Genomic DNA, 20,680 nt, shown 5'->3' with positions numbered 1-20,680 from the left:
GGTGGTTGGATCGAGGGGGTCAGAGCGCCAGCGCGGTCCGCGGCAGGCGGCGGCTGGCGTAGCCGTTCAGCAGGATCGCCAGCGCCGCGATGAAGGCGGGGATCGCCAGGGCGCCGAAGATCAGGCCGAAGCCCAGGCCCAGACTCAGGATCAGGCCGCCGATCATGGCGCCGAAGATGGCGCCGAAGCGGCCGATGCCCAGCATCCAGCTCACCCCGGTGGCGCGGGATTCGGTGGGGTAATAGCCGGGGGCGAAGGCGTTGAGCCCGGTTTGCGCGCCGCTGATGCAGAACCCGGCGGCGAGCACGCCGACGGTCAGCAGTTCCGATTCCAGTCCCAGGACGCCGAGCAGCAGGATGAACGCGCCGCCCAGGGCATAGGCCGTCGCGATGACGCGGTTGGGGCTGTGGCGGTCCATGATCCAGCCGACCGCGATCGCCCCGACGGTCCCGCCGATCTGGAACAGGCCGGTGACGGTGGCCGCGCGCTCGATGGAGATGCCGCTCTCGCGGATCAGCGTCGGCAGCCAGCCCATCGTCAGGTAGATCACCAGCAGGCCCATGAAGTAGGTGACCCACAGGGCGAAGGTGCCCAGGCGGTATTGTTCCGAAAACAGCCGGCGTACCGGGGCCTTGTGCCGGACGGGTTGCTCGGCGGTGACGAAGCGGGTCGCCGGGCCGAATTGTCCGCCGAGCTTGTTGAGCAATTTCGCGATGCGCTCGGCCGGTGCGTTGTTCGCGACCAGAAAGCGTGCCGATTCCGGCAGGAATAGCCAGAGCAGCGGCAGCAGGGCGAGGGGCAGCAGTCCCCCGACCAGCAGCACGCCATGCCAGCCGTACTGGGGAATCACCCAGGCCGCGACGAAGCCGGCGCCGCCCGAGCCCAGGTTGAAGCCGGTGAACATGACCGTGATCAGCAGCGAACGGTAGCGCTCGGGCAGGTACTCGGAAAGCAGCGTCGTGGTGTTGGGCATGGCTGCGCCCAGGCCGACACCGGTCAGGAAGCGCAGGATCGCCAGTTCGTAGGGATTTCGCGCGAAGGCGGAGGCCAGGCTGAGTATGCCGAAGACCGTCACGGCGCCCAGCAGGACCTTCCTGCGTCCGAAACGGTCGGCGTAGGGGCCGGCCACCAGCGCGCCCAGCGCCAGGCCGACCATGGTGGCGCTCATGACCGGGCCGAAGGCCGCCTTGGACAATTGCCAGTCCTGCATCAGCGCCGGCGCGATGAAGCCCATCACGGCCACATCCATGCCGTCGAACAGGACGATGAAGAAGCACAGGGCCAGAATCAGCCACTGGCGTCGGCACAGGGGCTGGCCGTCTATCCAGTGTTTGACTTCTACGGGCGAGTCGGTGTGCATACGGCTACCTCACATTGTTGTTATCTGTCGGCACCCCGTCGCGAGGGGATGCGAGCCGCGGAAGTGGTGTACTTCACGTGGCTGGGAACGCTAAAGCGAATTGGCCCGCGCGTCGCTTGGGAAGTGCTTAAGCAGGTATCGATTTTTTTTATGAGGAGTTCGGAGAGGGGCGGCGGAAAAATTCAGGCGGGCATTCGGACAGGGGACTCGGCATCGGCAGCCGGTCGTCGGTTCGCCGTACCCATGAGGCGCTCGATGGAAGCGCTTTGGCTTCTGACGGAGACGTTTGCGTCGATTGCGGAAGATCCGCGTCGCGAAGCCGGCAGCCCTTGTTTCCGGACCGGCGCGAGGAGGACCGGTGGCGGGCGTGTCGGCGGGGGAGTGGGGAAAACGCCTCGGCCGGCCGCGAAAGGCGGCGGCGTCCGGGGCAAGGAGTGTGCGGGCCGCCGGGCTATCGCCCGGCGCTCACGCCGGGAGCGAGGGCCCGCCGGCGGGGGGCAGACCGGAAGTGGCCTCCGGCGTCCCGTTCCTGGCCGGAGGAGCCGGTGGCGGCGGCACCAGGCTGCCGGCGAGGATCATGGCCACGAGCACGGCGATGCAGCCCCACACCAGCAGGGACAGGCGCTTGGGGGCCTCGCCGGTCTTGCGATTGCGGAACAGCGACGGGGCGATCACGCCCACCACGGTGGCCAGCGCCAGCAGCAGCGCGAGCACGCTGAGAATCTCAGCCAGTAAGGGCATCTGCTTTCTCCCGGTTCGAAGGGTCGAGCGTCCGTCCGGCTCGCCAGGCGGACGGCGCGTTCCGGGGGGACTGTAGCCGATTTCATCGTTTCCCGTCCCCGCTGGCCGAACGAGCCGCCGTTCATCGCCAGGGCGAGCGGCTGTCGCTCTGCCCGTCGACGCTGCGCTGGAAGAAGTCGCGCAGGTGATCGACGAAAAAGGACACCTTGGCGGACAGGTTGAGGCGTTCGAGATAGACGGCGTAGATGTCCGCCGGCGGGGTTTCGTATTCCTCCAGCACTTCCTCCAGCCGCCCGCTGCGCAGGTATTTGGCGAGGTCCCATTCGGCCCGCATGAGGATACCGTGGCCGTCCAGCGCCCAGTTCAGCGCGACTTCCCCTTCGTTGGTGCTGAGGCTGCCGCGCACCTTGATCGATTCGCTCTGCTTGCCCCGGCTCAGCCGCCAGACACCGAAGGCCGCATCGTTCTGGCGCAGCACGATGCAGTTGTGACGCATCAGGTCCTTGGGAGTCTCCGGGCGTCCGCAGGCCTGCAGGTAGGCGGGAGCGGCGCACAGCAGGCGGCGGTTCGAGGCGATCCTGCGGGCGATCAGGCGCGAGTCCGGCAGCTCGCCGAAGCGGATGCCGACGTCGATCGCATCGTTCGGCAGGTTGATCGGGCGATCCGTCAGTTGCAGTTGCACCTCCACATCCGGGTAGCGCTTGACGAACGAGGAGATCGCCGGGCCGACGTAGGTGCGGCCGAAGCCGAGCGGGGCATTGACGCGCAGCAGGCCCTTGGGCGCGGCCCGGCTGCTCGACACCTGGCGTTCCATCTCCTCGATCTCGCCGAGGATGCGCTGGGCGTTGAGCAGATAGAGCTCGCCTTCGCCGGTGAGGCTGATGCTGCGCGTGGTCCTGTTGAGCAGGCGCACACCGAGGCGCCGTTCCAGTTGCGCCAGCCGCTTCGAGACCGCCGGCGGCGTCAGGTTCAGCTCGCGCGCGGTGGCCGCGAGGCTGCCCAGGCGCACCAGCAGGGTGAAGAAGGTCAGCTCGGAGACCGGATTCATAATTAACTTGAAGAAAATAATGAATTAACTTTCGGTCGATTATATCACTCCAGAAAACCAGTACCATTTCTCCGTCGGTTGCCTCGCATGACTTCGAGGCAATTCATCGACCGTTCGATTCCTCGCTGGCGAGAACAATCGGAACGGTCTTCCGATCCCCATAAAAATTCGACCTACAACAATAATTCGGAGGAGAAATGATCAAGCGACTTATAGGCAAGCTATATGTTCAAGTCTTGATCGGCGTAACTATCGGGATAGTGCTCGGTATTTATTCGCCGAACTTCGGTGCCGACCTGAAGCCGCTCGGCGACGCCTTCATCAAACTGATCAAGATGGTCTTCGCGCCCATCATCTTCGCCACCGTGGTGCTCGGCATCGCCAAGATGGAAAACATGAAGGAGCTCGGCCGGGTCGGTGCGCGCGCGCTGATCTACTTCGAGATCCTGTCGACCTTCGCGCTGGTCCTGGGCCTGGTGGTGGTCAACCTCGTCCAGCCCGGCCAGGGCATGAACGTCGATCCGGCCACGCTCGACACCAAGAGCATCGCCGCCTACACGGCCGGCGCGGCGAGCGGCTCGGGCGGCTTCACCGACTTCCTGCTGCACATCATTCCCGCCAGCGTCACCGACGCCTTCGCCAAGAACGAGATCCTGCAGATCCTGCTGTTCTCGACCCTGTTCGGCATCGCGCTGTCGCACATGGGGCCGCGCGCCAGGCCGGTGGTCGACGTGCTGGAGGCGTTCTCCCACGGCATGTTCCACATCGTCGGCATGATCATGCGCGTGGCGCCGCTCGCCGCCTGCGGGGCGATGGCCTTCACGGTCGGCAAGTACGGCCTGGGCTCGATCGTCTCGCTCGGCAAGCTGATGGGCACCATGTACCTGACCTGCTTCCTGTTCGTGACGATCGTCCTCGGCAGCATCGCCCGACTGTCCGGCTTCAGCCTGTGGAAATTCCTCAAGTACCTCAAGGACGAGCTGTTCACCGTGCTGGGCACCAGTTCCTCGGAGTCGGTGGTGCCGCAACTGATGAACAAGCTGGAGAACGTCGGCGTCTCCAAACCCGTGGTCGGGCTGGTGATCCCCTCCGGGCTGACCTTCAACCCCGATGGCCAGTGCATCTACTACACCATGGCCGCCGTCTTCATCGCCCAGGCGACCAACACGCCGCTGACGCTGACCGACCAACTGATCGTGCTCGGCGTGCTGCTGCTGACCTCGAAGGGGTCGGCCGGCGTCACCGGCTCCGGCTTCATCACCCTGGCCGCCACCCTGGCCTCGCTGGGCAACATTCCGGTCGCCGGCATGGTGCTGCTGCTCGGCGTCGACCGCTTCATGTCCGAGGCGCGCTCAATCACCAACACCATCGGCAACGCGGTCGGCACCATGGCGATCGCCAAGTGGGTGGGAGCGCTCGACAAGGAGCGGATGGACCAGGTGCTCGACGGGCGGGCGGACGCGCCGGAGGCGCTTCGGCCGGTAAAGGCGGAAAAACCGGAAGTTCAAGTCAAGTTCACCTGATGTAACGAGCCGAATATTCCGGGCCAATTGAAAACGGCCTCGGAAGTTGGGTACGCATCGACCTGCTGAGGATAAACAACGTGGATAAAGAATTAGCCGTACAGTCGCTCACCGATGTCATGGCCAAGTTCACCGCCTATATCGGCAAGCGTTTGCCGACCGACGTCAAGAGCAAGATGGAAAAGTTGCGCGCCGCGGAAACCAATCCGCTGGCCATCGCCATCTACGACTCGATGGCGGAAAACCAGGATGCCGCGGACAAGCTGGACCGGCCCAGTTGCCAGGACACCGGGGTCATCCAGTACTTCATCTCCGCCGGCGCCAGGTTCCCGCTCCTGGGCGAACTGGAAGACATCCTGCAGAACGCCACCCTGGAGGCGACCCGGAAGGGCCCGCTGCGGCACAACGCCGTGGAAACCTTCGAGGAGAAGAACACCGGCACCAACACCGGCTCGAAGATCCCCTGGCTGGACTGGGAAATCATTCCCGACGCGGACTATGCGCTGATCGACGTCTACATGGCCGGCGGCGGCTGCACGCTGCCCGGTTCGGCCAAGGTGCTGATGCCGGGGCAGGGCTACGAAGGCGTCACCGAGTTTGTTTTCGACGTGATCACCTCCCGCGGCGTGAACGCCTGTCCGCCGCTGTTGGTCGGGGTCGGCGTGTCGACCTCGGTGGAAACGGCGGCGCGCCTCTCCAAGCGGGCGATCCTGCGCCCGGTGGACTCCTGCCACCCCAACGAGAACGCCGCGAAGATGGAAAAGCTCCTCGAAGCGGGACTCAACGAGATCGGCATCGGTCCGCAGGGGCTGACCGGCAACAGCAGCGTGATGGGCGTCAACATCGAGTCCTCGGCGCGCCACCCTTCCACCATCGGCGTGGCGGTCTCCACCGGCTGCTGGGCCCACCGTCGCGGCAAGATCCGCATCAACGCCGACCTGTCCTACGACATCCTCTCCCATGAAGGAGTAGTACTGTGAAAAAGATCCTCACGACCCCGATCAAGGACGAAGATCTCGCGGCCCTGAACGTCGGCGACGTGGTCTACCTGACCGGCCGGCTGGTGACCTGCCGCGACGTGGCGCACCGCCGGCTGATCGAGCTGAAGCGGGAATTGCCGGTCGATCTGCGTGGCGGGGCGATCTTCCACGCCGGCCCGATCGTGCGCAAGAAGGACGACGGCAGCTTCGAGATGGTTTCCATCGGCCCGACCACCAGCATGCGCATGGAGAAGTTCGAGAAGCAGTTCATCGAAGAAACCGGCGTCAAACTGATCGTCGGCAAGGGTGGCATGGGGCCGGAAACCACCGCCGGCTGCCTGGAGAACAAGGCGGTCCATGCGGTCTTCCCCGGCGGCTGCGCGGTGCTCGCCGCGACCAAGGTAGAAGAGATCGAGCGGGCCGAATGGCAGGATCTCGGCATGCCGGAAACCCTGTGGGTGAACCGGGTCCGCGAGTTCGGCCCGCTGATCATCTCCATCGATACCAAGGGCAACAACCTGTTCGAGCAGAACAAGGCCCGCTTCAACGACAAGAAGGGCCCGGTGATCGAGAAGATCTGCAGCCAGGTCCGCTTCATCAAGTAACCGGCCGACGCCCGCCGCGGCAGGGACGCCGCCCGGACGCCGGCGCGCCGCCGACCACGGCCAGGCGGGCATCGTCCGCGTTCTCTCGCGCCTCGCGACACACCCACACAACAACAAGAAGGTGCTTCTCCATGAGCGAACGCCGGCGCGGCGGTTTGACGCTTTCCTGCCTGGGCCTTTTGCCCTTCGGCCAGGCCGGTGCCGCCGGCTTCATCGAGGACAGCAAGGCCACGCTGAGCCTCAAGAACTTCTACATCAACCAGGACGTCCGCAACCAGGACGCGCCGCGCTCCGAGGAGTGGGGCCAGGCGTTCTTCCTCGACTACAAGTCCGGCTTCACCGAGGGTCCGGTCGGCTTCGGCCTCGACGTGCTGGCCATGCACGCCATCCGCCTCGACGGCGGCGGCCGCTCCGGCAAGGCGGACATCGAACGCACCCCGGGCGGCATGTTCCCGCTGGAAAGCAACGGCAAGGGCAAGACCGACTTCGGCCGCGTTGGCGTGACCGGCAAACTGCGCTTCTCCAAGACCGAGGCGCGCCTCGGCACCCTGCTGCCGAAGATGCCGGTGCTGGTCTACAACGACGGCCGCCTGCTGCCGCAACTGTTCCATGGCGCGCAGATCACTTCCAACGAGATCGACAACCTGAGCCTGACCGCCGGCAAGATCGAACACTCGACCGAGCGTAACTCCGGCGACAGCCACGGCCTGTCCATCGGCGGCGCCAACAGCGGCAGCAGGGCGCAGTTCAGCAACGAGTTCTACTTCGCCGGCGCCGACTACAAGGCCACCAAGGACCTCCTGCTGCAGTACTACTACGGCAACCTGCGCGACTTCTACAAACAGCACTTCTTCGGCCTGGTGCACGACTGGAAGCTGCCGGTGGGTTCGCTGAAGACCGACCTGCGCTACTTCTACAGCGACTCCGACGGCAAGAACGAGAGCGCCTCCGGACGTGCCGAGGGCTATGTCAGCAGCGGCGCCGACGGCAGCAGCGGCGAGGTCGACAACAACCTGTGGAGTGCGATGTTCACCTACAGCCTGGCCGGTCACGCGCTGAGCCTCGGCTACCAGAAGGTCAGTGGCGACAGCGACTTCCCGCACATCAACCTGGGGAGCGGGCGCACCCTGCATCTGATCACCAACGGCCAGATCGGCAAGTTCGCCAGCGCCGGCGAGAACACCTGGGTGGCCGGCTACGCCTACGACTTCGCGGCGATCGGCGTGCCGGGGTTGAAGACCAAGCTGATCTACTTCAGCGGCGACGACATCGACGCCGCCGGCAGCGACAACAAGGAGTGGGAACGCAACTTCCGCATCGACTACGCGGTGCAGAGCGGCCCGCTCAAGGGCGTCGGCCTCGCCTGGCTCAATGCCGCGACCCGTGGCAACGATGGCCGCGACCTGGACGAGAATCGCCTGATGCTCACCTACAGTCTGCCGTTGCTTTGACGGTGGCAGGGGCTCTTCCAGGCTGTGACCGGCCGGGAGCGGCTCGGCCCGTTTTGCATGGCGCCGGAGGCGGCGAGTCGGGTTTGCCGGCGACTCGTCGACCCGCGCACCGAGCGGCGGCGATACGGCGTGCACGGTCTCGCCGGGGCCGTGGGCTCAGCGCAGCGAACTGCCGACCACCCATTCGGGCGTGGCGTTGTCCGGAGAGATGCGCACCCAGCCGTTGCGGGTTTCGTAGGCCTGCACGCGCTCGCCCTGCTTGAGTTTCCTGAGCACCTTGCCGCCGCTGGAGCCGGCGCTGCGCACGTTCAGCGTCGAAGCGGACACATAGCGTTCCCGCTCGTTCTGCCGGGTTTTCTGCGTGCCCGATTCGCTGGCGCCGTGGGTTTGTCCCTTCGCCGCCGCGCTGTTCGAGGCGAGCATTTCCGCGTGCGGGTGTCGAGGCTGGGCGGCCTGCAGGTCGACGGCCATCGCGGCGGCCACCAGAAGGGTCAGGAGAGAACTCGTTTGCATGCTATTTCCTCGGGTAGACAGATTGGGGGGCCGTCTGCGCTCCCGTTCCGGCGCGGGGCGGTCGCCGTGCACGGGGCGCGGCGACTTTCAGCCGGGCAGGTTCTGTCCGGCCTGCGCCGCCTCGATGTGCGGGCGGCCGAGCGTGGCCTGGGGTTCGGCGGCGGGAGCCGGCAGCATCGGCAGTCGGCTCAGTACGATCAGGGCCAGCGTGCCGAGAATGGCGGCGACGGTCAGGGCATAACGCAGCGGAGAGTTCACGACTTGCCTCCATCCGGCGCTTCGGCCGGGGTCATGGCGTGCATCGGCGGTCGGTTCGTCGGCCGTCGCCGATGGCCTCAGCGGATCGGACGCCGACAAGCTTAAAAAGCGCCCGTGTTGGCTGCGGTTAACCGGGCGTTAAGTTGGGTAAAGTTCGCCCGCCAGGCGATGACGCCCCCGATCGTGGCGGCGATACTCTGGGGCCTGCCGCATTGCCTGAACGTTGCCATGACGAACGTACTGCTGGTCGACGACGACCACGAACTGACCGCCCTGCTGACCGAATACCTGGCCCGCGAAGGCTTCGTCGCCACCGCCGTGCACGATGGCGAGCTGGGCGAGCTGGAGGCGCTGTCCGGACGCTATGCCATCGTGGTGCTGGACGTGATGCTGCCGCGCCTGTCCGGCATCGAGGTGCTGCGCCGCATCCGCAGCCACAGCCAGATCCCGGTGCTGCTGCTGACCGCTCGCGGCGACAATATCGACCGCATCGCCGGGCTGGACCTGGGCGCCGACGACTACGTGCCCAAGCCCAGCTCGCCGGGCGAACTGGTCGCCAGGCTGCGCGCCATCCTGCGTCGCACCGGTGTCCAGGCCCAGCCGGAGCAGGCCGCCGATGCGGTGCGCGCCGGCGCGCTGACGCTCTGGCCGGCGCGCCGCAAGGCCGAATGGCAGGGCGCGCCGCTGGAGCTGACCGGCACCGAGTTCCAGTTGCTGGAGGAACTGGCCCGCCACGTCGGGCAACTGGTCAGCAAGCAGGATCTGTCGATCAACGCCCTGGGCCGGCCGCTGACCCGCTTCGACCGGCGCATCGACGTGCACATCAGCAGCATCCGCCAGAAACTCGGTCAGCGCGGCGATGGCGAGCCCTGGATACAGAGCGTGCGTGGCCAGGGTTACCAATTGGTGAGCGAATGAAGCCCAGTCGCCTGTTCCTCAAGCTGTTCCTCGCCTTCTGGGGCGCGACCAGTCTGTCCTTCTTCATCGCCGTCGGTCTCATGCGTCTGAACGACGACCATCGGGACCCCTCCACGGAAAGGCGCGCGGAGGAGTCCTTTCCCGGGGCCATGGCGTCGGCTATCCGCGAGGAGGGCGCGGCGCTTCCTCCTCCGCGCGACTGCGGGCCGTTTCCCGGTTGCGGGCATGCCGTCGGGCCGCCGCCGGGACCGGGGCTGGGCGCTCCCCCCGGCCCCGGTGGTGAGCACCGCGGCGCGGCCCCGGACCCCAGGCGTCCACCCGGCGCCGAGGGCCCGCCGCCCGTTCCGATCACGCCCCTGGTCATCGGCACCCTGGTCAGCCTGCTGTTCAGCACCTTTCTCGCCTGGTACCTGTCGCGTCCGCTGCTGCACCTCGGCCGGGCCCTGCGCTCCGTGGCCGAGGGCCACCTGGATACCCGGGTGAAGCCGCTGATGGGCCGGCGACGCGACGAGATCGTCGATCTGGCCGGCGATTTCGACCGCATGGTCCTGCAGTTGCAGCAACTGATGGATGCCCGGCAGCGCCTGCTGCACGACATTTCCCACGAGCTGCGTTCGCCGCTGACCCGCCTGCAGGCCGCCATCGGCCTGCTGCGCCAGCGCCCCGAGCAGGGCGCCAGCATGCTCGAGCGCATCCAGCGCGAATCCGAGCGGCTCGACGGGCTGATCGAGGAGTTGCTCACCCTGGCCCGGCTGGAAGCCGGCTCGGACAACATCGCCCGCGAACGGGTCGACCTGATCGAGCTGCTCGGCGCCATCGCCGAGGACGCCGGCTTCGAGGCCGAAACCAAGGGCTGTACGCTGAATTTCCGGGCCGAGGGCCAATTCGTCAGCCTGGTCAGCGGCGAAATGCTCTATCGGGCCTTCGAGAACGTCGTGCGCAACGCGGTGAAGTTCACCGATCCCGGCAGCGCGGTCACGCTCGAGGCCCATATCGAGGACGAAGGCCGGCGCCTGCACATCCGCGTCCGGGACCGTGGGCCGGGCGTTGCGCCGCAAATGCTGGAAGCCATCTTCGAGCCCTTCAAGCGTGCCGAGAGCGACACGCCGGTGGTCGGTTTCGGCCTGGGCCTGGCCATCGCCCGGCGGGCGGTGGAAATGCACGGCGGCAGCATCCGGGCGAGCCTGGGCGAGGGCGGCGGACTGGTGGTGGATATCCGCTTGCCGAAACTGTAGGAGTGGCTTGTCCAGCCGAAACCGCCGTAGGCGCGGATTCGTCCGCGACCTCTAACCGGCCACGCCGAAGCCGCCTGTCACCCTCCCGTCGCGAACGGATTCGCTCCTACGAACGCGGCGATTCTCGAGGGGCGGGTGGATGGCCGGAACCATCCACCATGGTCACCAACTGCTGCCCAGCCCGAGCAGCTCCAGCGCCTGCTGGCGCAGCTCGACCAGGTGCGGATCGTCGCGGTGGCGCGGGTAGGGGCGTTCGACCTTGAGTTCGGCGAGGATGCGCGCCGGGCGGTTGCTGAACACCAGCACCCGTTCGCAGAGCAGCAGGGCCTCTTCCACGTCGTGGGTGACCAGCAGCGAGCTGTAGCGCTGCTGCTGCCACAGGCGGATCAGTTCGCCCTGCATGGCGATGCGGGTCAGCGAGTCGAGCTTGCCCAGCGGCTCGTCGAGCAGCAGCAGGCGCGGCTCGTTGACCAGCGCGCGGGCCAGCGCGGCGCGCTGGGCCATGCCGCCGGAAAGCTGGCGCGGATAGGCGTCGCGGAATTCGCTGAGGCCGACCTTGGCCAGCGCCGCGTCGACCCGTTCGCGCTGGGTCTTGATCAGGCCGCGGGCCTGCAGGCCGAGGGCGACGTTGTCCCACACCGTGCGCCAGGGGTAGAGGGTCGGGTCCTGGAACACCAGGATGCGCGACGGATCGGGCGTGCCGACCGGCTGGCCGTCGACCAGGATCTGTCCCGACAACGGCGCTTCCAGCCCGGCGACCAGGCGCAACAGGGTCGACTTGCCGCAGCCCGAGGGACCGAGCAGGGCGACGCTTTCGCCCGGCTGCAGGGTCAGATCGACCTGGTTCAGCACCGGCAGGCTGGTCTTGCCCAGGTCGAAGGCGTGGCTGAGGTTCTTCACTTCCAGCTGCAGGCCGTTGGCCTGGGCATGGGCCTGTGGATGGACGGGGCTCACCATTTCACGGCTCCCTTCTGCCAGGACAGGACACGGTCGCGGACCAGGAACAGCGCGGTGATCAGCCCCGAGCAGAGCAGCGCCATCACCAGCAGCGCGGCGTACATGTTGGCGTAGGCCGCCCAGCCCTGGGCCCACTGCAGGTACCAGCCGAGGCCGGCCTTGACGCCCATCATCTCGGCCACCACCAGCACCGAGAAAGACGCGCCGAAGCCCATGAACAGGCCGACGAAGACATGCGGCAGGGCCGCCGGGATGGCCACCCGGAAGATCAGGAAGCGTTCGCTGGCGCCCAGGGTGCGCGCCACGTCGTAGTAGGCGCGGTCGACGCTGGCCACCCCCGACCAGGTCAGCACCGTGACCGGGAACCAGGTCGCCAGGGCGATCAGGAACACGCTGGCGCCCCAACTGCTGGGGAAGATGAAGAAGCAGATCGGCAGCAGCGCGGTGGACGGCACCGGACCGAGGATGCGCAGCACCGGGTGCAGCCAGTAGCCGATGCGCTGCGACCAGCCGATCGACACCCCGGCGAGGAAACCGCACAGCGAGCCCAGCAGCACGCCGTTGAACAGCAGCCAGAAGGAATGCAGCAGGCTCTCGGCGAGGCGCGGCCAATCCTCGGCGTAGACCTCCAGCAGCGCCTGCGGCGGAGCGAAGAAGGGCACCGGCAGCATCGCCAGCTTGGCGGTCGCCAGTTGCCAGAGGCCGAGCAGCAGCGGCAGGGCGACCAGCCACTGGCCGGCCGGGCGCAGACGGTCGGCGAGGCGCGCGACGGGGCCGGGGAGCAGGGCGATCAGCGCCAGCAGCCCGGCGATGGCCAGCGAGAGGTTGGCCAGTTCGCGGGTGTAGGGCCAGTCGCGGATGGCGTTGGGCGCCTCGCTGCTGTAGAGGGCGAAGGCCAGCCAGCCGGCCGCCGCCGCCAGGCCGGTCTTCCACACGGCGAAGGGGCGGGCGCTGGTCCGCTCCGGCAGGTCAACCGAATACGTCGGCATGGATGCTCTCCGCGAATTTCCGGGGATCGGTGCTGGCGCGCAGCACTTCCACGGCCTTCAGGTCGCGGGCGTAGACGGCGATCTCGTCGACGAAGGCCTTGCCCACCGAGTAGTGCGCGTGGGTGTGCTCGTTGAGGATGGCGTTGATTTCCTCGGAATTGGTGTTGACCGCGAACTTGAGGAAGTCCTGGGCCACGGTTTCCGGGTGCTGCGCCGCCCAGGCGTGGGCCTGCAGGATGGCGTGGGTGACGGCGGCGGCGACCGGCCGCTCCTTACGCACCAGGTTGCCGCCGACGCCGACCACGCAGCAGCTCAGGTTGGCGTACTCCTCGACCAGGTTGTTGGACAGCTCGCGCTTGCCCGGCTGGTTGCGCAGGCGGTACATCATCGGGTCGGAGCCGCTGGCCGCCTGGACCTCGCCCTTCTCCAGGGCGGTGCCGAGCAGGTCGATCGGATAGACCCGCCAGGTCACGTCGCGGACCGGGTCGACGCCGTGGCGCTTGAGCATCAGCGAGAAGAAGTTCTTGTCCGGGCTGGCCATGTCGGTGACGCCGATGGTCTTGCCCTTGAGTTCCTCGAAACTGCGCGGGCCGCCTTCCTGGGCGATCAGGCGCAGGCAGCCGCCGTGAGTGCCGGCGGTCAGCTTGACGTCGAAGCCCTGTTCCAGCGCCTTCAGCCAGCGCAGCGCCATGCCGGTGGCGGCATCCGCCTTGCCGGTGGCTAGGGATTCGAGCAGCACCTCGGTGGAATTGCCGAAGTTGACGAACTCGACCTCCAGGTTGTGGTTGCGGAAGAAGCCCTGGCTGTCGGCCACCGCCACCGGGGCCAGGCAGATGGCGTTGAGGTTGGTCGCCAGCTTGAGCTTGCGCGGCGCCGGCAGTGCCCAGCTCTTGGCGTCGCGCAGGAAATTCTGTGCGTCGTCGCCATGGGCGCCATGGGCGGCATGGGCGGCATGGGCGTGCGGATCGGCGGCCCAGGCGAAGCGGCCGACGGCGGCGGCCGCGGCGGCGGTGCCGGCCAGGCCGAGCAGGCGACGGCGGGAGAGGTTGGAGTCGAAGGTCATGCGGGTCGCTTCCGTGAGGGTCGAATGGGGGCGGTGAAATACTTCCGGGCTTCCTCTCGCCATGGGGAAGAGGGGGAGAGGGGCTGTCGGCCCGTTTCCCCCTTCCCCGGCCGAGCCTAGAGTCCCAGGGCTGCCTGGCCGGCCTTGACCAGCACGACGTCGCTCTGCGGCGTGTGGATGCGCCCGCACAGCACGTCGCGGTAGTGCCGCTCCAGGGAGTTGTTCTTGCTCAGGCCGTGGTTGCCGGAGGCCTGCAGGGCCAGCTCCACGACGCGGATGGCGTTGTCGGTGACCAGATGCTTGAGCTGGCCGCTGGCTCCGATCGGCAGGCGCCGGTCGACGGCGGCGTCCAGCAGGCTGCGGTTGACCAGCAGCAGGCTGTCGATTTCGCCGACCAGTTGCTGCAGGCGCGGCAGGCTGGCGAGCGGCGCGCCGAGCGCGCTCGGCGTGCGCTGCTTCAGCCAGTCGACCAGCCAGTCGCGGGCGGCGCGGGCGACGCCGTCGTAGAGAGCGCCGAGCAGCGCGCCCATCCACAACAGACCCTCGGGATCGAGTTCGGTCTCGGTGCTCTTGCGGCTGGCCGGCGCCACGTTGACTGCGTGCTCCAGCGGCACCAGCACGTCGTCGAAATCGATGCGGTGGCTGCAGGTGGCGCGCATGCCCAGATGGTCCCAGTCCTCGACGATACGGATACCGGGGCTGTCCTTGCGGATCAGCCAGACGCCGACCAACGGGTCGGCGTCGTCGCTGCGGGCGAACACGTTGCACCAGGTCAGCCCGTGGCTGCCGGTGGAGTAGAGCTTGCTGCCGCTGATCCGCCAGCCCTCCGGCGTGCGCCGGGCGACGGTGGCCGGCAGGCCGCCGCGCGAGGGCGAGCCGAGCGCCGGCTCGACGCGCAGCGCGTTGATCAGCGCGCCGTCCTCGACGGCTTCGCGCACCACCCGCTGGCGCAGCGCTTCCGGCCATTGCGGGTTGTCCTGCAGGCGGTTGTGGTGCAGGTACTGCATCGCCAGGATCAGCGCGGTGGACGGATCGCCCTTGGCCACCGCGCCGATGGCCTCGACGGCCTCGGCCAGCCCGCCGCCCAGGCCGCCCTGGGAGAGGGGAATGGTCAGGGCCAGCAGGCCCTCCTGATGCAGGCGCTGGAAGTTTTCCCGGGGAAACTCGCCGCTGCGGTCGTAGTGGGCGGCGCGCCCGGCGAATTCCTCGCCGAGGCGGTTCAGCAGCGCGGAAAAGGCCGGGCTGCCGGGGCGGACAGGCGAGCCGGAAGCTGCCTGGGAAGCGTTGCGAAGTGGAGTGATGCTCATCGGAATGCACCTGGGGCGACTGTCACGATGCCGAGTCGTCCGGTGGTCCGGTTGGCCAGCCATCTGTAGCGCCGGTTCATGGGCCTGCAGGAAGTGGTGGCCTAATACTGCATGCATAAAAGAGCAATCTGAAATTCGATTTTCTTATAAATTAATATTCCTGAGTTTTAAATTTCATAATCAATAATTTGCTTTATTTGCATTTTATGGGTGGTTTTCATGCGTGCCGCGCGGGGTCGGAGGGGTAGGGTGGATGGCCGAAGCCATCCACCTTCGTTCGGCTTCGCCATCGGTCCGCTGCTGTCAGGGCGGCGCCCGGATCGGGGTGAATGCGCTTGCATCATGGGGAGGCAATAGATTGCCTGTTTCGGACGAGTGAGACGCTAAAATAGGTATTTAAATACCTTTTTTGTGCTTGGAGAGGGCATAAATAGGCACTATGATGCCTGTCTGGATCGGTTCACACGGGGAAGGCGATAGTCGTATGCCGGACATGCCATGGAAACGATAACCCTGCAGGTTTACCTGGACGGCCAATGGCACGATGCGATGCGGGTGAGCTTCGATGCTCCCGAAGACGGGTTGCGCAGTCGTTGCAGCGCTCGCTACGAGGCCGACTATCTCGTCGCCCACCTCGACGAACTGGGCACGCCGAAGGCAGCGGCCGTGAGCGCAGTTTTTTCCCTCGGCTGGGAAGACTATCGCGGCATCGCTCCGGCCTTCCTGCACGACATCGTTCCCGCCGGCGCCGCGCGCCGGCACATCCTGGCACGGATGGCCGTGCCGCTCGGCGCACCGGAGGAGTTCTTCCTGCTGCAGCACTGCACCATGGCGCCCGTCGGTAACCTGCGCGTCAAGGAGTCCGTCGCCGCCCCGCGCGAGCCGGTCGGCTTCCCTCGCGAGGAGGTGATCCGCCGCGATATCCGTTTTCTCGACCATGCCTACGAGCGCGGTGCAGCCATCGGCGGCGCCACCGGGGCCGGCGGCGAGGCGCCCAAGCTGCTGCTCGCCGAAGACGCCGCCGGCAACCTCCATCCGGACGCCGGCCTGCCCGATGCCGAGGTGTGCCGGCACTGGTTCGTCAAGTTCCCGTGCAATTCGGGGACGGAAACCGACCGGGTCATCCTGCGCAGCGAATACTGCTATTACCGCGCGCTGAACCGGCTGGGAATCGAGACGATCTCCGCCGAAGGGCTGGCCTACGAGGAAGCGGAAAAGCCCAGCCTGTGGATGCGGCGCTTCGACCGCCGGATCGGCCCGAACGGCGTCGAGCGCATCGCCGTCGAGTCCGCCTATTCCCTGTGCGGCGTGACCCGGCCGGGCAGCCGCATGGAGCATGTCGAGGTCGTCGCCCGCCTGGCGGAAACCTGGGACGCCGCCGGGCAGGCTGCGGAAATTCCCGCCATGGTCGCCGAGTATCTGCGCCGCGACCTGCTCAACCAGATCCTCGGCAACACCGACAACCACGGGCGTAACCTTTCCATCCTGCGCACGCGCGAGCGCATCGACCTGGCGCCGATCTACGACCTCGCACCGATGGCGATGGACCCCGAAGGCGTGGTGCGCACGACTCGCTGGCCCGAGGGCATCGAGCGGTTCGACGGCACCGACTGGCGGGCCGCCTGCAACGCCCTGTCGCGCTGGAGCGACCCCGAACTCCTGTTCGAGCGCTTGCGCGACGACGCCCGCCAACTGCTGGCGCTGCCGGACCTGCTGGCCGAACTGAGCCTGCCCGAACAGACCTGGAAGGCACCGACCATCCCGCTGGGCCGCCTGGAGGTCACCTTGCGCCTCTGGGGACTGCTGTGAAAAAGCCGGAAGAAGACCGCGGCGCGGTACTCGACGAAATCCGCCGGCAACTGGCCGACGGCACCCTGAGCTTCGGCGCCGCCATCCGCCAACTGCGCCTGCGCGTCACCGGCCTGAACCAGACCGACTTCGCCCGCATGTGCAAACTCTCCCTGCGCACCCTGCGCCAACTCGAACAGGACGCGGGAAACCCCACGGTGGCGACGCTGGACAGCGTGTTCAGGTTGTTCGGGATGAGGGTGGGGGTTGTGGGGGTGAGGAGGAGAGGGGATGGGGAGATGAAGTGAGAGGGAGCTATGGTCGGCTACCGACCCGGAGCAGCCAGCCAATTCTCTGGGATTTCAGCGGCAGGTTCCGGAGTCGAGCACTCACAGGTGATCCCCCATAGACGCCTCCTCAGCCAGAGCTGACAATGGACTACTGTCTACAACAGCGCGGTAATCAGAAAGTAAGATGTTATTCTTCTGTTGGTAGTAAACAATAGCCCCATTTATTATGCGGCAGTAGTACTGCTCGCGATACAAAACTGGAGAAGAAAAATTCAAAATAATTTCTAACGTATCTGGGTTTTTGGACGTTTTACTGGAAGCAAAAACCTCTAAAATCCCGATCACCGCGAAGCACCATTAAACTCAGAGGCAATGCCACTGGCAGCATCGCTCACAATAACAGGTGTAATCAATTGCAAGCATTGGTACTTCGGACCAGTTGCATTCCAAAACAAAATCACGTTGTCCGGTGTTACCGGTAGCTTTGGCTTGGCATGAGACAAAAGTCTCAGGAGCTTAGCGCGATCAATCCTAAGCAAACTCTTTGCCACTTTATTATCAGCATCTAGTGCATCCATTATGGGCTGACTAATCACTCCCTTAAGCCTCATTCTTAATATGTTTGGCAGCATCCCATTCCAATTCTGCGACTTGTAATGCCGATAGGCGAGCTCTTCAAAAACCTTTCCCATGTTCCATTCAGACGTCTCAAGAGTAGCAACAATTCCATTCAATATTCTGCTGAGATCATCATGGTCACTCCAATTCTCTTTGGCTTTGTACCTCAAATCATGCTCGACTTCGTGCCATCCTTCTGAAAGAATGCTACGCAATTGAACTTCGAAAGTTGCATCGAGTGGCTCGTTGCCTCTAATCCTAGAAAAATTATCAGCAGATTCACTAGGGAGACGAAATACTAAGTTATAACGCGTTACGGAAAACTGATCTCGTTCCGGTCGATCAATAGTCGAAGCACTACTATCAATCTGAAATCTGGATTTAAGGATTGATTTAACGATTGGGATATCATCTGGAAAATAAAGTGCGACCCTAATACCAATGGAGTCTTGAATCAATTTACCACCAATCGAATACTTTCCAGGCTCCCGTGCAAGCTTCGATTTGAGAGATGACTCATCTTTTCCTCGGGCAAAGACGCGGAAAAGAATACCGACAGCAGACAATAAGTCTTCAATCTCACGCCGCATTTCAGCTGCAATGTATTCATATTTGCTTCTCATTGCGTCCTTCCCAAAATATGACGAATTTCCGGAAGTCGATCAAAATTTAGCTCGACAAATGCAGCGCTATTGGGCTGAAGCAGAAGACCTTTTTTCTTTAGCTGGTGAATGGTTCTGTATATTTCATCAGGTCGAAATCCGCCGTATCCACTGCAAATCCCTGATATTGGACGATGTTTGTGCATGAGCTTCTCGCGTCCAACGGGCCAGAATTTTTCAAGAACATGCCTTTCAAGCAAAAGCTCCTGGGTTGGCAATGTAGAAAAATCAATGCTTTCAGAGCCCCCTAGTGCATTTCTGAGGAACCCACTGTCACCTATTTCACCGAGAACATATATCGGTCCTGCGGGTATCCCGTTTGCATTGTTTCTACCATAAAATTTGCAGTTCAGAAATGTAACGCCAGACATCTTTTCAAGCAAAAATTCGCAACTCCTGAATATGCAATCGTTGAACTGAAAATTTTCTATTTCTTCCAAGCCAAAATTTACCGAATCAAACTCAAGACTTTCGGCCTCATCTGATTGAAGAGGAAAGTCTATGGCACCGATTAGTCGTGCCGTAAAGTCGGTTTTATACGAAATTGCTGTGAAGTCTAGCGATTGGCGAATGCGCTCAAGAAGTTCTCGCCGCTCGGGCATCGGTCGTGGGCGATAAGAGATTACGGCCGGCTCAAGAAAGCGTATATCGTCGTTCAACCACTCATTGTCTTTTAGGATATTTGCGGCTACAAAATACCCCAAGACGAATTCATTAATAAATCCTATTTTGTTCTCTTCCTTGCTACTTCGGTCTAGAAGAGCGTGACTGGCAATTTTATTGGCAATGAATTCCTTGTCTGGGCGTTCTGAAGATGGATAAAGTGCTAAGGCATCTTCGATCTCTTGAATGCAATTTCTTAGTATCAGGTCAACAATGTAGTCTCTCTGCTCTGAAGTGTACCCGCCTGCAATCATATCGGCGGCAACGCTAGTAAGAATCGACTTTTGTTTGTCGACACTCATTTGTAAATCTTGTCTTACCCTCTCGCGCTCAAGAAGAAAGTTGAAATAGCGCTCCACCAATTCTTGAGGCGACTCGATCACCGCTTCGAATTTGTCCTCTGGAATACATCGTAAGTAAGACAGGAGGACCGGGTTGGCAAGACTGTTTTTTATATCCAATGATGTGGCCTGAATGGCCTTGAATCGCTTCTCTGGCAGCCAGTCGACAAGGGAGGGCTCACCAATACGAATCCTTATTAGGTCAAATTCGTCTGAATGTGTGGCCGCCCAATTATGAAACGCATCGCCTTCAAATAAAACTGTGCGGCGTGTAGTAAGAATGATTTTGGCGTTGCCCGTCAGAAACTGCCCTATGGTTTCCAGCATTGGCTCCTGGTTCTCGAAGTCGTCGTCTTCATCAGACTTTCGCAGTAACTCATCGAATCCGTCGAGAATAGCAATCACCCGTCCATTTGTGATTTCACTTTGAACGAGTCGGGAGCTTAGGGTCGGAAATTTTCGATCAATTTCATCAAGAAGTACGTAGCGAAAGATCGGGGCTTTTCTGTTTCGTGATAACTCGGAGAAAAGTGGCAAATGATTTTTCTCCTGTATTAGTTGGTGAACTATTTCGTAGGCGGTGCACGTCTTCCCAAACCCCGCGGCAGCCTCAATTAGGAAGAGAATTGGGCGAGTAGTATTTAATCGAGCGACGACTTCGGCAGCCGGAGACTTGCTTCCATCCTTCCCATTCACGCTATATGGCGCATTGATATACTCGTAGCGAGCATCATCGGCAAATGGTTTTACAATGCTATTAGTAAATTGCTCATAGTCTTTCTCAAGCCTATCGAGGATTGAGGCAACAGAAAAAAAACCTTTGAAAAGTTCGGTCTCTGTCTGCTTTGGAGAAAGGAATTTTCTCACAGTGCATGCGTAGCCACTGGCCGAAAAATCATCGAAAGGCTTCTTTGTGCCGGCACTTTCGCTCAACGGGACAATGTCGGCGTTGTCGAAGTACCCCGTTTTAAGGGTGAAGACAATTACCTCTTCAGCTTCGTACACTTTTGCAGTTTCGAATCCGTACCGTCGGTATATCTCTTCTAATCCGCGCTTGAGTTGATTATCCATATTCCATTTCCCTACAGATGATGCCTATTATGCATTAATACTTCTGACTAATCATCGCTATCAAGTAAGGATGCTGGCGGTATTCAGAGACTGCTTCCCGGCCGATTACCGGCGTAGCTCACCACAGTGCTCAATGAATGCTGCACACGTAAGCCGTCGGGCAGCGCTCGGAGTGGAGCCGACATTTAACCGGATGCTATGCCGGATGAGCGACCGTCCGCTTTTGGCCGAACTCCGCTTATCACGCGACTTACAGGCATGCTGGTCATCTGAGCAGCTTTCTCATTTCTGCTCTGTAC

20 protein-coding genes are annotated in these 20,680 nt (G+C 63.3%); 8 read left to right on the top strand and 12 right to left on the bottom strand.

All coding sequences use genetic code 11. The features are described from left to right. Positions 1 to 19: 19 nt before the first annotated feature. From AVCA_RS14250 to AVCA_RS14240, 3 genes are all read right to left on the bottom strand, one after another. On the bottom strand, positions 20 to 1,360 hold the full coding sequence (locus tag AVCA_RS14250) for an MFS transporter (protein WP_012701673.1): 1,341 nt from the start codon (positions 1,358 to 1,360) through the stop codon (positions 20 to 22). Positions 1,361 to 1,825: 465 nt separating this feature from the next. Continuing rightward, the gene (locus AVCA_RS14245) at positions 1,826 to 2,101 is read right to left on the bottom strand and encodes a hypothetical protein (protein ID WP_012701672.1); all 276 of its coding nucleotides are present in this window, start codon (positions 2,099 to 2,101) and stop codon (positions 1,826 to 1,828) included. A gap of 121 nt (positions 2,102 to 2,222) precedes the next feature. Next, entirely contained in the window at positions 2,223 to 3,149 is a 927-nt protein-coding gene (locus AVCA_RS14240) for a LysR substrate-binding domain-containing protein (RefSeq protein ID WP_012701671.1), read from the bottom strand. A gap of 197 nt (positions 3,150 to 3,346) precedes the next feature. Here AVCA_RS14240 and AVCA_RS14235 point away from each other — a divergent pair, with 197 nt between their 5' ends. From AVCA_RS14235 to AVCA_RS14220, 4 genes are all read left to right on the top strand, one after another. Continuing rightward, on the top strand, positions 3,347 to 4,672 hold the full coding sequence (locus AVCA_RS14235; RefSeq protein ID WP_012701670.1) for a dicarboxylate/amino acid:cation symporter: 1,326 nt from the start codon (positions 3,347 to 3,349) through the stop codon (positions 4,670 to 4,672). An 80-nt stretch (positions 4,673 to 4,752) separates the two neighbouring features. Beyond that, the gene (gene ttdA / locus AVCA_RS14230; RefSeq protein ID WP_072432899.1) at positions 4,753 to 5,652 is read left to right on the top strand and encodes a L(+)-tartrate dehydratase subunit alpha; all 900 of its coding nucleotides are present in this window, start codon (positions 4,753 to 4,755) and stop codon (positions 5,650 to 5,652) included. After that, on the top strand, positions 5,649 to 6,257 hold the full coding sequence (gene ttdB / locus AVCA_RS14225) for a L(+)-tartrate dehydratase subunit beta (RefSeq protein ID WP_012701668.1): 609 nt from the start codon (positions 5,649 to 5,651) through the stop codon (positions 6,255 to 6,257). The genes ttdA and ttdB overlap by 4 nt, the downstream gene beginning before the upstream one ends. A gap of 131 nt (positions 6,258 to 6,388) precedes the next feature. Continuing rightward, positions 6,389 to 7,708, top strand: coding sequence for an OprD family porin (locus AVCA_RS14220; protein ID WP_012701667.1), 1,320 nt, complete (start codon positions 6,389 to 6,391; stop codon positions 7,706 to 7,708). 156 nt (positions 7,709 to 7,864) lie between these two features. Here AVCA_RS14220 and AVCA_RS14215 read toward each other — a convergent pair whose 3' ends face one another. Together AVCA_RS14215 and AVCA_RS26455 are read right to left on the bottom strand one after the other, a co-directional pair. After that, entirely contained in the window at positions 7,865 to 8,221 is a 357-nt protein-coding gene (locus AVCA_RS14215; RefSeq protein WP_231876418.1) for an SH3 domain-containing protein, read from the bottom strand. A gap of 87 nt (positions 8,222 to 8,308) precedes the next feature. After that, positions 8,309 to 8,479: a hypothetical protein gene (locus AVCA_RS26455; protein WP_012701665.1), complete on the bottom strand. Its 171-nt coding sequence runs from the start codon at positions 8,477 to 8,479 to the stop codon at positions 8,309 to 8,311. A 228-nt stretch (positions 8,480 to 8,707) separates the two neighbouring features. On the opposite strand from AVCA_RS26455, the gene AVCA_RS14210 reads away from it, so the two are divergent. Next, complete coding sequence (locus tag AVCA_RS14210; protein ID WP_041807266.1) at positions 8,708 to 9,397, top strand: response regulator; 690 nt, start codon at positions 8,708 to 8,710, stop codon at positions 9,395 to 9,397. Next, positions 9,394 to 10,632, top strand: coding sequence for a HAMP domain-containing sensor histidine kinase (locus AVCA_RS14205; protein WP_012701663.1), 1,239 nt, complete (start codon positions 9,394 to 9,396; stop codon positions 10,630 to 10,632). The genes AVCA_RS14210 and AVCA_RS14205 overlap by 4 nt, the downstream gene beginning before the upstream one ends. Before the next feature lie 162 nt (positions 10,633 to 10,794). Here the strand turns inward: AVCA_RS14205 and AVCA_RS14200 are convergent, their stop codons facing one another. From AVCA_RS14200 to AVCA_RS14185, 4 genes are all read right to left on the bottom strand, one after another. Continuing rightward, a complete protein-coding gene (locus AVCA_RS14200) occupies positions 10,795 to 11,589 on the bottom strand; it encodes an ABC transporter ATP-binding protein (RefSeq protein ID WP_012701662.1) in 795 nt (264 codons plus the stop codon). Next, positions 11,583 to 12,578: an ABC transporter permease gene (locus tag AVCA_RS14195; RefSeq protein ID WP_012701661.1), complete on the bottom strand. Its 996-nt coding sequence runs from the start codon at positions 12,576 to 12,578 to the stop codon at positions 11,583 to 11,585. Before AVCA_RS14195 ends, AVCA_RS14200 begins: the two co-directional genes overlap by 7 nt. Further along, complete coding sequence (locus tag AVCA_RS14190) at positions 12,559 to 13,641, bottom strand: ABC transporter substrate-binding protein (protein WP_012701660.1); 1,083 nt, start codon at positions 13,639 to 13,641, stop codon at positions 12,559 to 12,561. The genes AVCA_RS14195 and AVCA_RS14190 overlap by 20 nt, the downstream gene beginning before the upstream one ends. Positions 13,642 to 13,757: 116 nt before the next feature. Beyond that, positions 13,758 to 14,948, bottom strand: coding sequence for an acyl-CoA dehydrogenase family protein (locus tag AVCA_RS14185; RefSeq protein WP_012701659.1), 1,191 nt, complete (start codon positions 14,946 to 14,948; stop codon positions 13,758 to 13,760). Positions 14,949 to 15,446: 498 nt separating this feature from the next. Here AVCA_RS14185 and AVCA_RS14180 point away from each other — a divergent pair, with 498 nt between their 5' ends. Together AVCA_RS14180 and AVCA_RS14175 are read left to right on the top strand one after the other, a co-directional pair. Beyond that, a complete protein-coding gene (locus tag AVCA_RS14180; protein WP_012701657.1) occupies positions 15,447 to 16,757 on the top strand; it encodes a type II toxin-antitoxin system HipA family toxin in 1,311 nt (436 codons plus the stop codon). Then, positions 16,754 to 17,044 carry a helix-turn-helix domain-containing protein gene (locus tag AVCA_RS14175; protein ID WP_012701656.1) on the top strand — a complete coding sequence of 97 codons (291 nt, stop codon included), beginning with the start codon at positions 16,754 to 16,756 and terminating at the stop codon, positions 17,042 to 17,044. Before AVCA_RS14180 ends, AVCA_RS14175 begins: the two co-directional genes overlap by 4 nt. An 81-nt stretch (positions 17,045 to 17,125) precedes the next feature. Here the strand turns inward: AVCA_RS14175 and AVCA_RS26085 are convergent, their stop codons facing one another. Genes AVCA_RS26085 through AVCA_RS25070 form a run of 3 tightly spaced genes read right to left on the bottom strand, consistent with a single transcriptional unit; the run spans position 17,126 to position 20,381 of the window. Then, positions 17,126 to 17,371 (bottom strand): hypothetical protein, encoded by a 246-nt coding sequence (locus AVCA_RS26085; RefSeq protein ID WP_139239963.1) that lies wholly within the window; start codon positions 17,369 to 17,371, stop codon positions 17,126 to 17,128. Next, positions 17,368 to 18,267, bottom strand: coding sequence for a hypothetical protein (locus AVCA_RS25075; protein ID WP_081434892.1), 900 nt, complete (start codon positions 18,265 to 18,267; stop codon positions 17,368 to 17,370). The genes AVCA_RS26085 and AVCA_RS25075 overlap by 4 nt, the downstream gene beginning before the upstream one ends. Further along, positions 18,264 to 20,381, bottom strand: a complete 2,118-nt coding sequence (locus AVCA_RS25070) for an NACHT domain-containing protein (protein WP_012701655.1) — start codon at positions 20,379 to 20,381, stop codon at positions 18,264 to 18,266. Before AVCA_RS25070 ends, AVCA_RS25075 begins: the two co-directional genes overlap by 4 nt. Between the last annotated feature and the right edge of the window lie 299 nt (positions 20,382 to 20,680).

Source organism: Azotobacter vinelandii CA (assembly GCF_000380335.1).
Taxonomy (GTDB): domain Bacteria; phylum Pseudomonadota; class Gammaproteobacteria; order Pseudomonadales; family Pseudomonadaceae; genus Azotobacter; species Azotobacter vinelandii.
The sequence above is the reverse complement of the archived record's forward strand: the minus strand, read 5'-3'. Positions and strand labels throughout refer to the sequence as shown.

Coding starts and splice junctions, on each gene's coding strand:
- AVCA_RS14250 (WP_012701673.1), bottom strand. CDS start 1,360: ATGCACACCGACTCGCCCGTAGAAGTCAAACACTGGATAGACGGCCAG.
- AVCA_RS14245 (WP_012701672.1), bottom strand. CDS start 2,101: ATGCCCTTACTGGCTGAGATTCTCAGCGTGCTCGCGCTGCTGCTGGCG.
- AVCA_RS14240 (WP_012701671.1), bottom strand. CDS start 3,149: ATGAATCCGGTCTCCGAGCTGACCTTCTTCACCCTGCTGGTGCGCCTG.
- AVCA_RS14235 (WP_012701670.1), top strand. CDS start 3,347: ATGATCAAGCGACTTATAGGCAAGCTATATGTTCAAGTCTTGATCGGC.
- AVCA_RS14220 (WP_012701667.1), top strand. CDS start 6,389: ATGAGCGAACGCCGGCGCGGCGGTTTGACGCTTTCCTGCCTGGGCCTT.
- AVCA_RS14215 (WP_231876418.1), bottom strand. CDS start 8,221: ATGCAAACGAGTTCTCTCCTGACCCTTCTGGTGGCCGCCGCGATGGCC.
- AVCA_RS14210 (WP_041807266.1), top strand. CDS start 8,708: ATGACGAACGTACTGCTGGTCGACGACGACCACGAACTGACCGCCCTG.
- AVCA_RS14205 (WP_012701663.1), top strand. CDS start 9,394: ATGAAGCCCAGTCGCCTGTTCCTCAAGCTGTTCCTCGCCTTCTGGGGC.
- AVCA_RS14200 (WP_012701662.1), bottom strand. CDS start 11,589: ATGGTGAGCCCCGTCCATCCACAGGCCCATGCCCAGGCCAACGGCCTG.
- AVCA_RS14195 (WP_012701661.1), bottom strand. CDS start 12,578: ATGCCGACGTATTCGGTTGACCTGCCGGAGCGGACCAGCGCCCGCCCC.
- AVCA_RS14190 (WP_012701660.1), bottom strand. CDS start 13,641: ATGACCTTCGACTCCAACCTCTCCCGCCGTCGCCTGCTCGGCCTGGCC.
- AVCA_RS14185 (WP_012701659.1), bottom strand. CDS start 14,948: ATGAGCATCACTCCACTTCGCAACGCTTCCCAGGCAGCTTCCGGCTCG.
- AVCA_RS14180 (WP_012701657.1), top strand. CDS start 15,447: ATGGAAACGATAACCCTGCAGGTTTACCTGGACGGCCAATGGCACGAT.
- AVCA_RS25075 (WP_081434892.1), bottom strand. CDS start 18,267: ATGAGAAGCAAATATGAATACATTGCAGCTGAAATGCGGCGTGAGATT.
- AVCA_RS25070 (WP_012701655.1), bottom strand. CDS start 20,381: ATGGATAATCAACTCAAGCGCGGATTAGAAGAGATATACCGACGGTAC.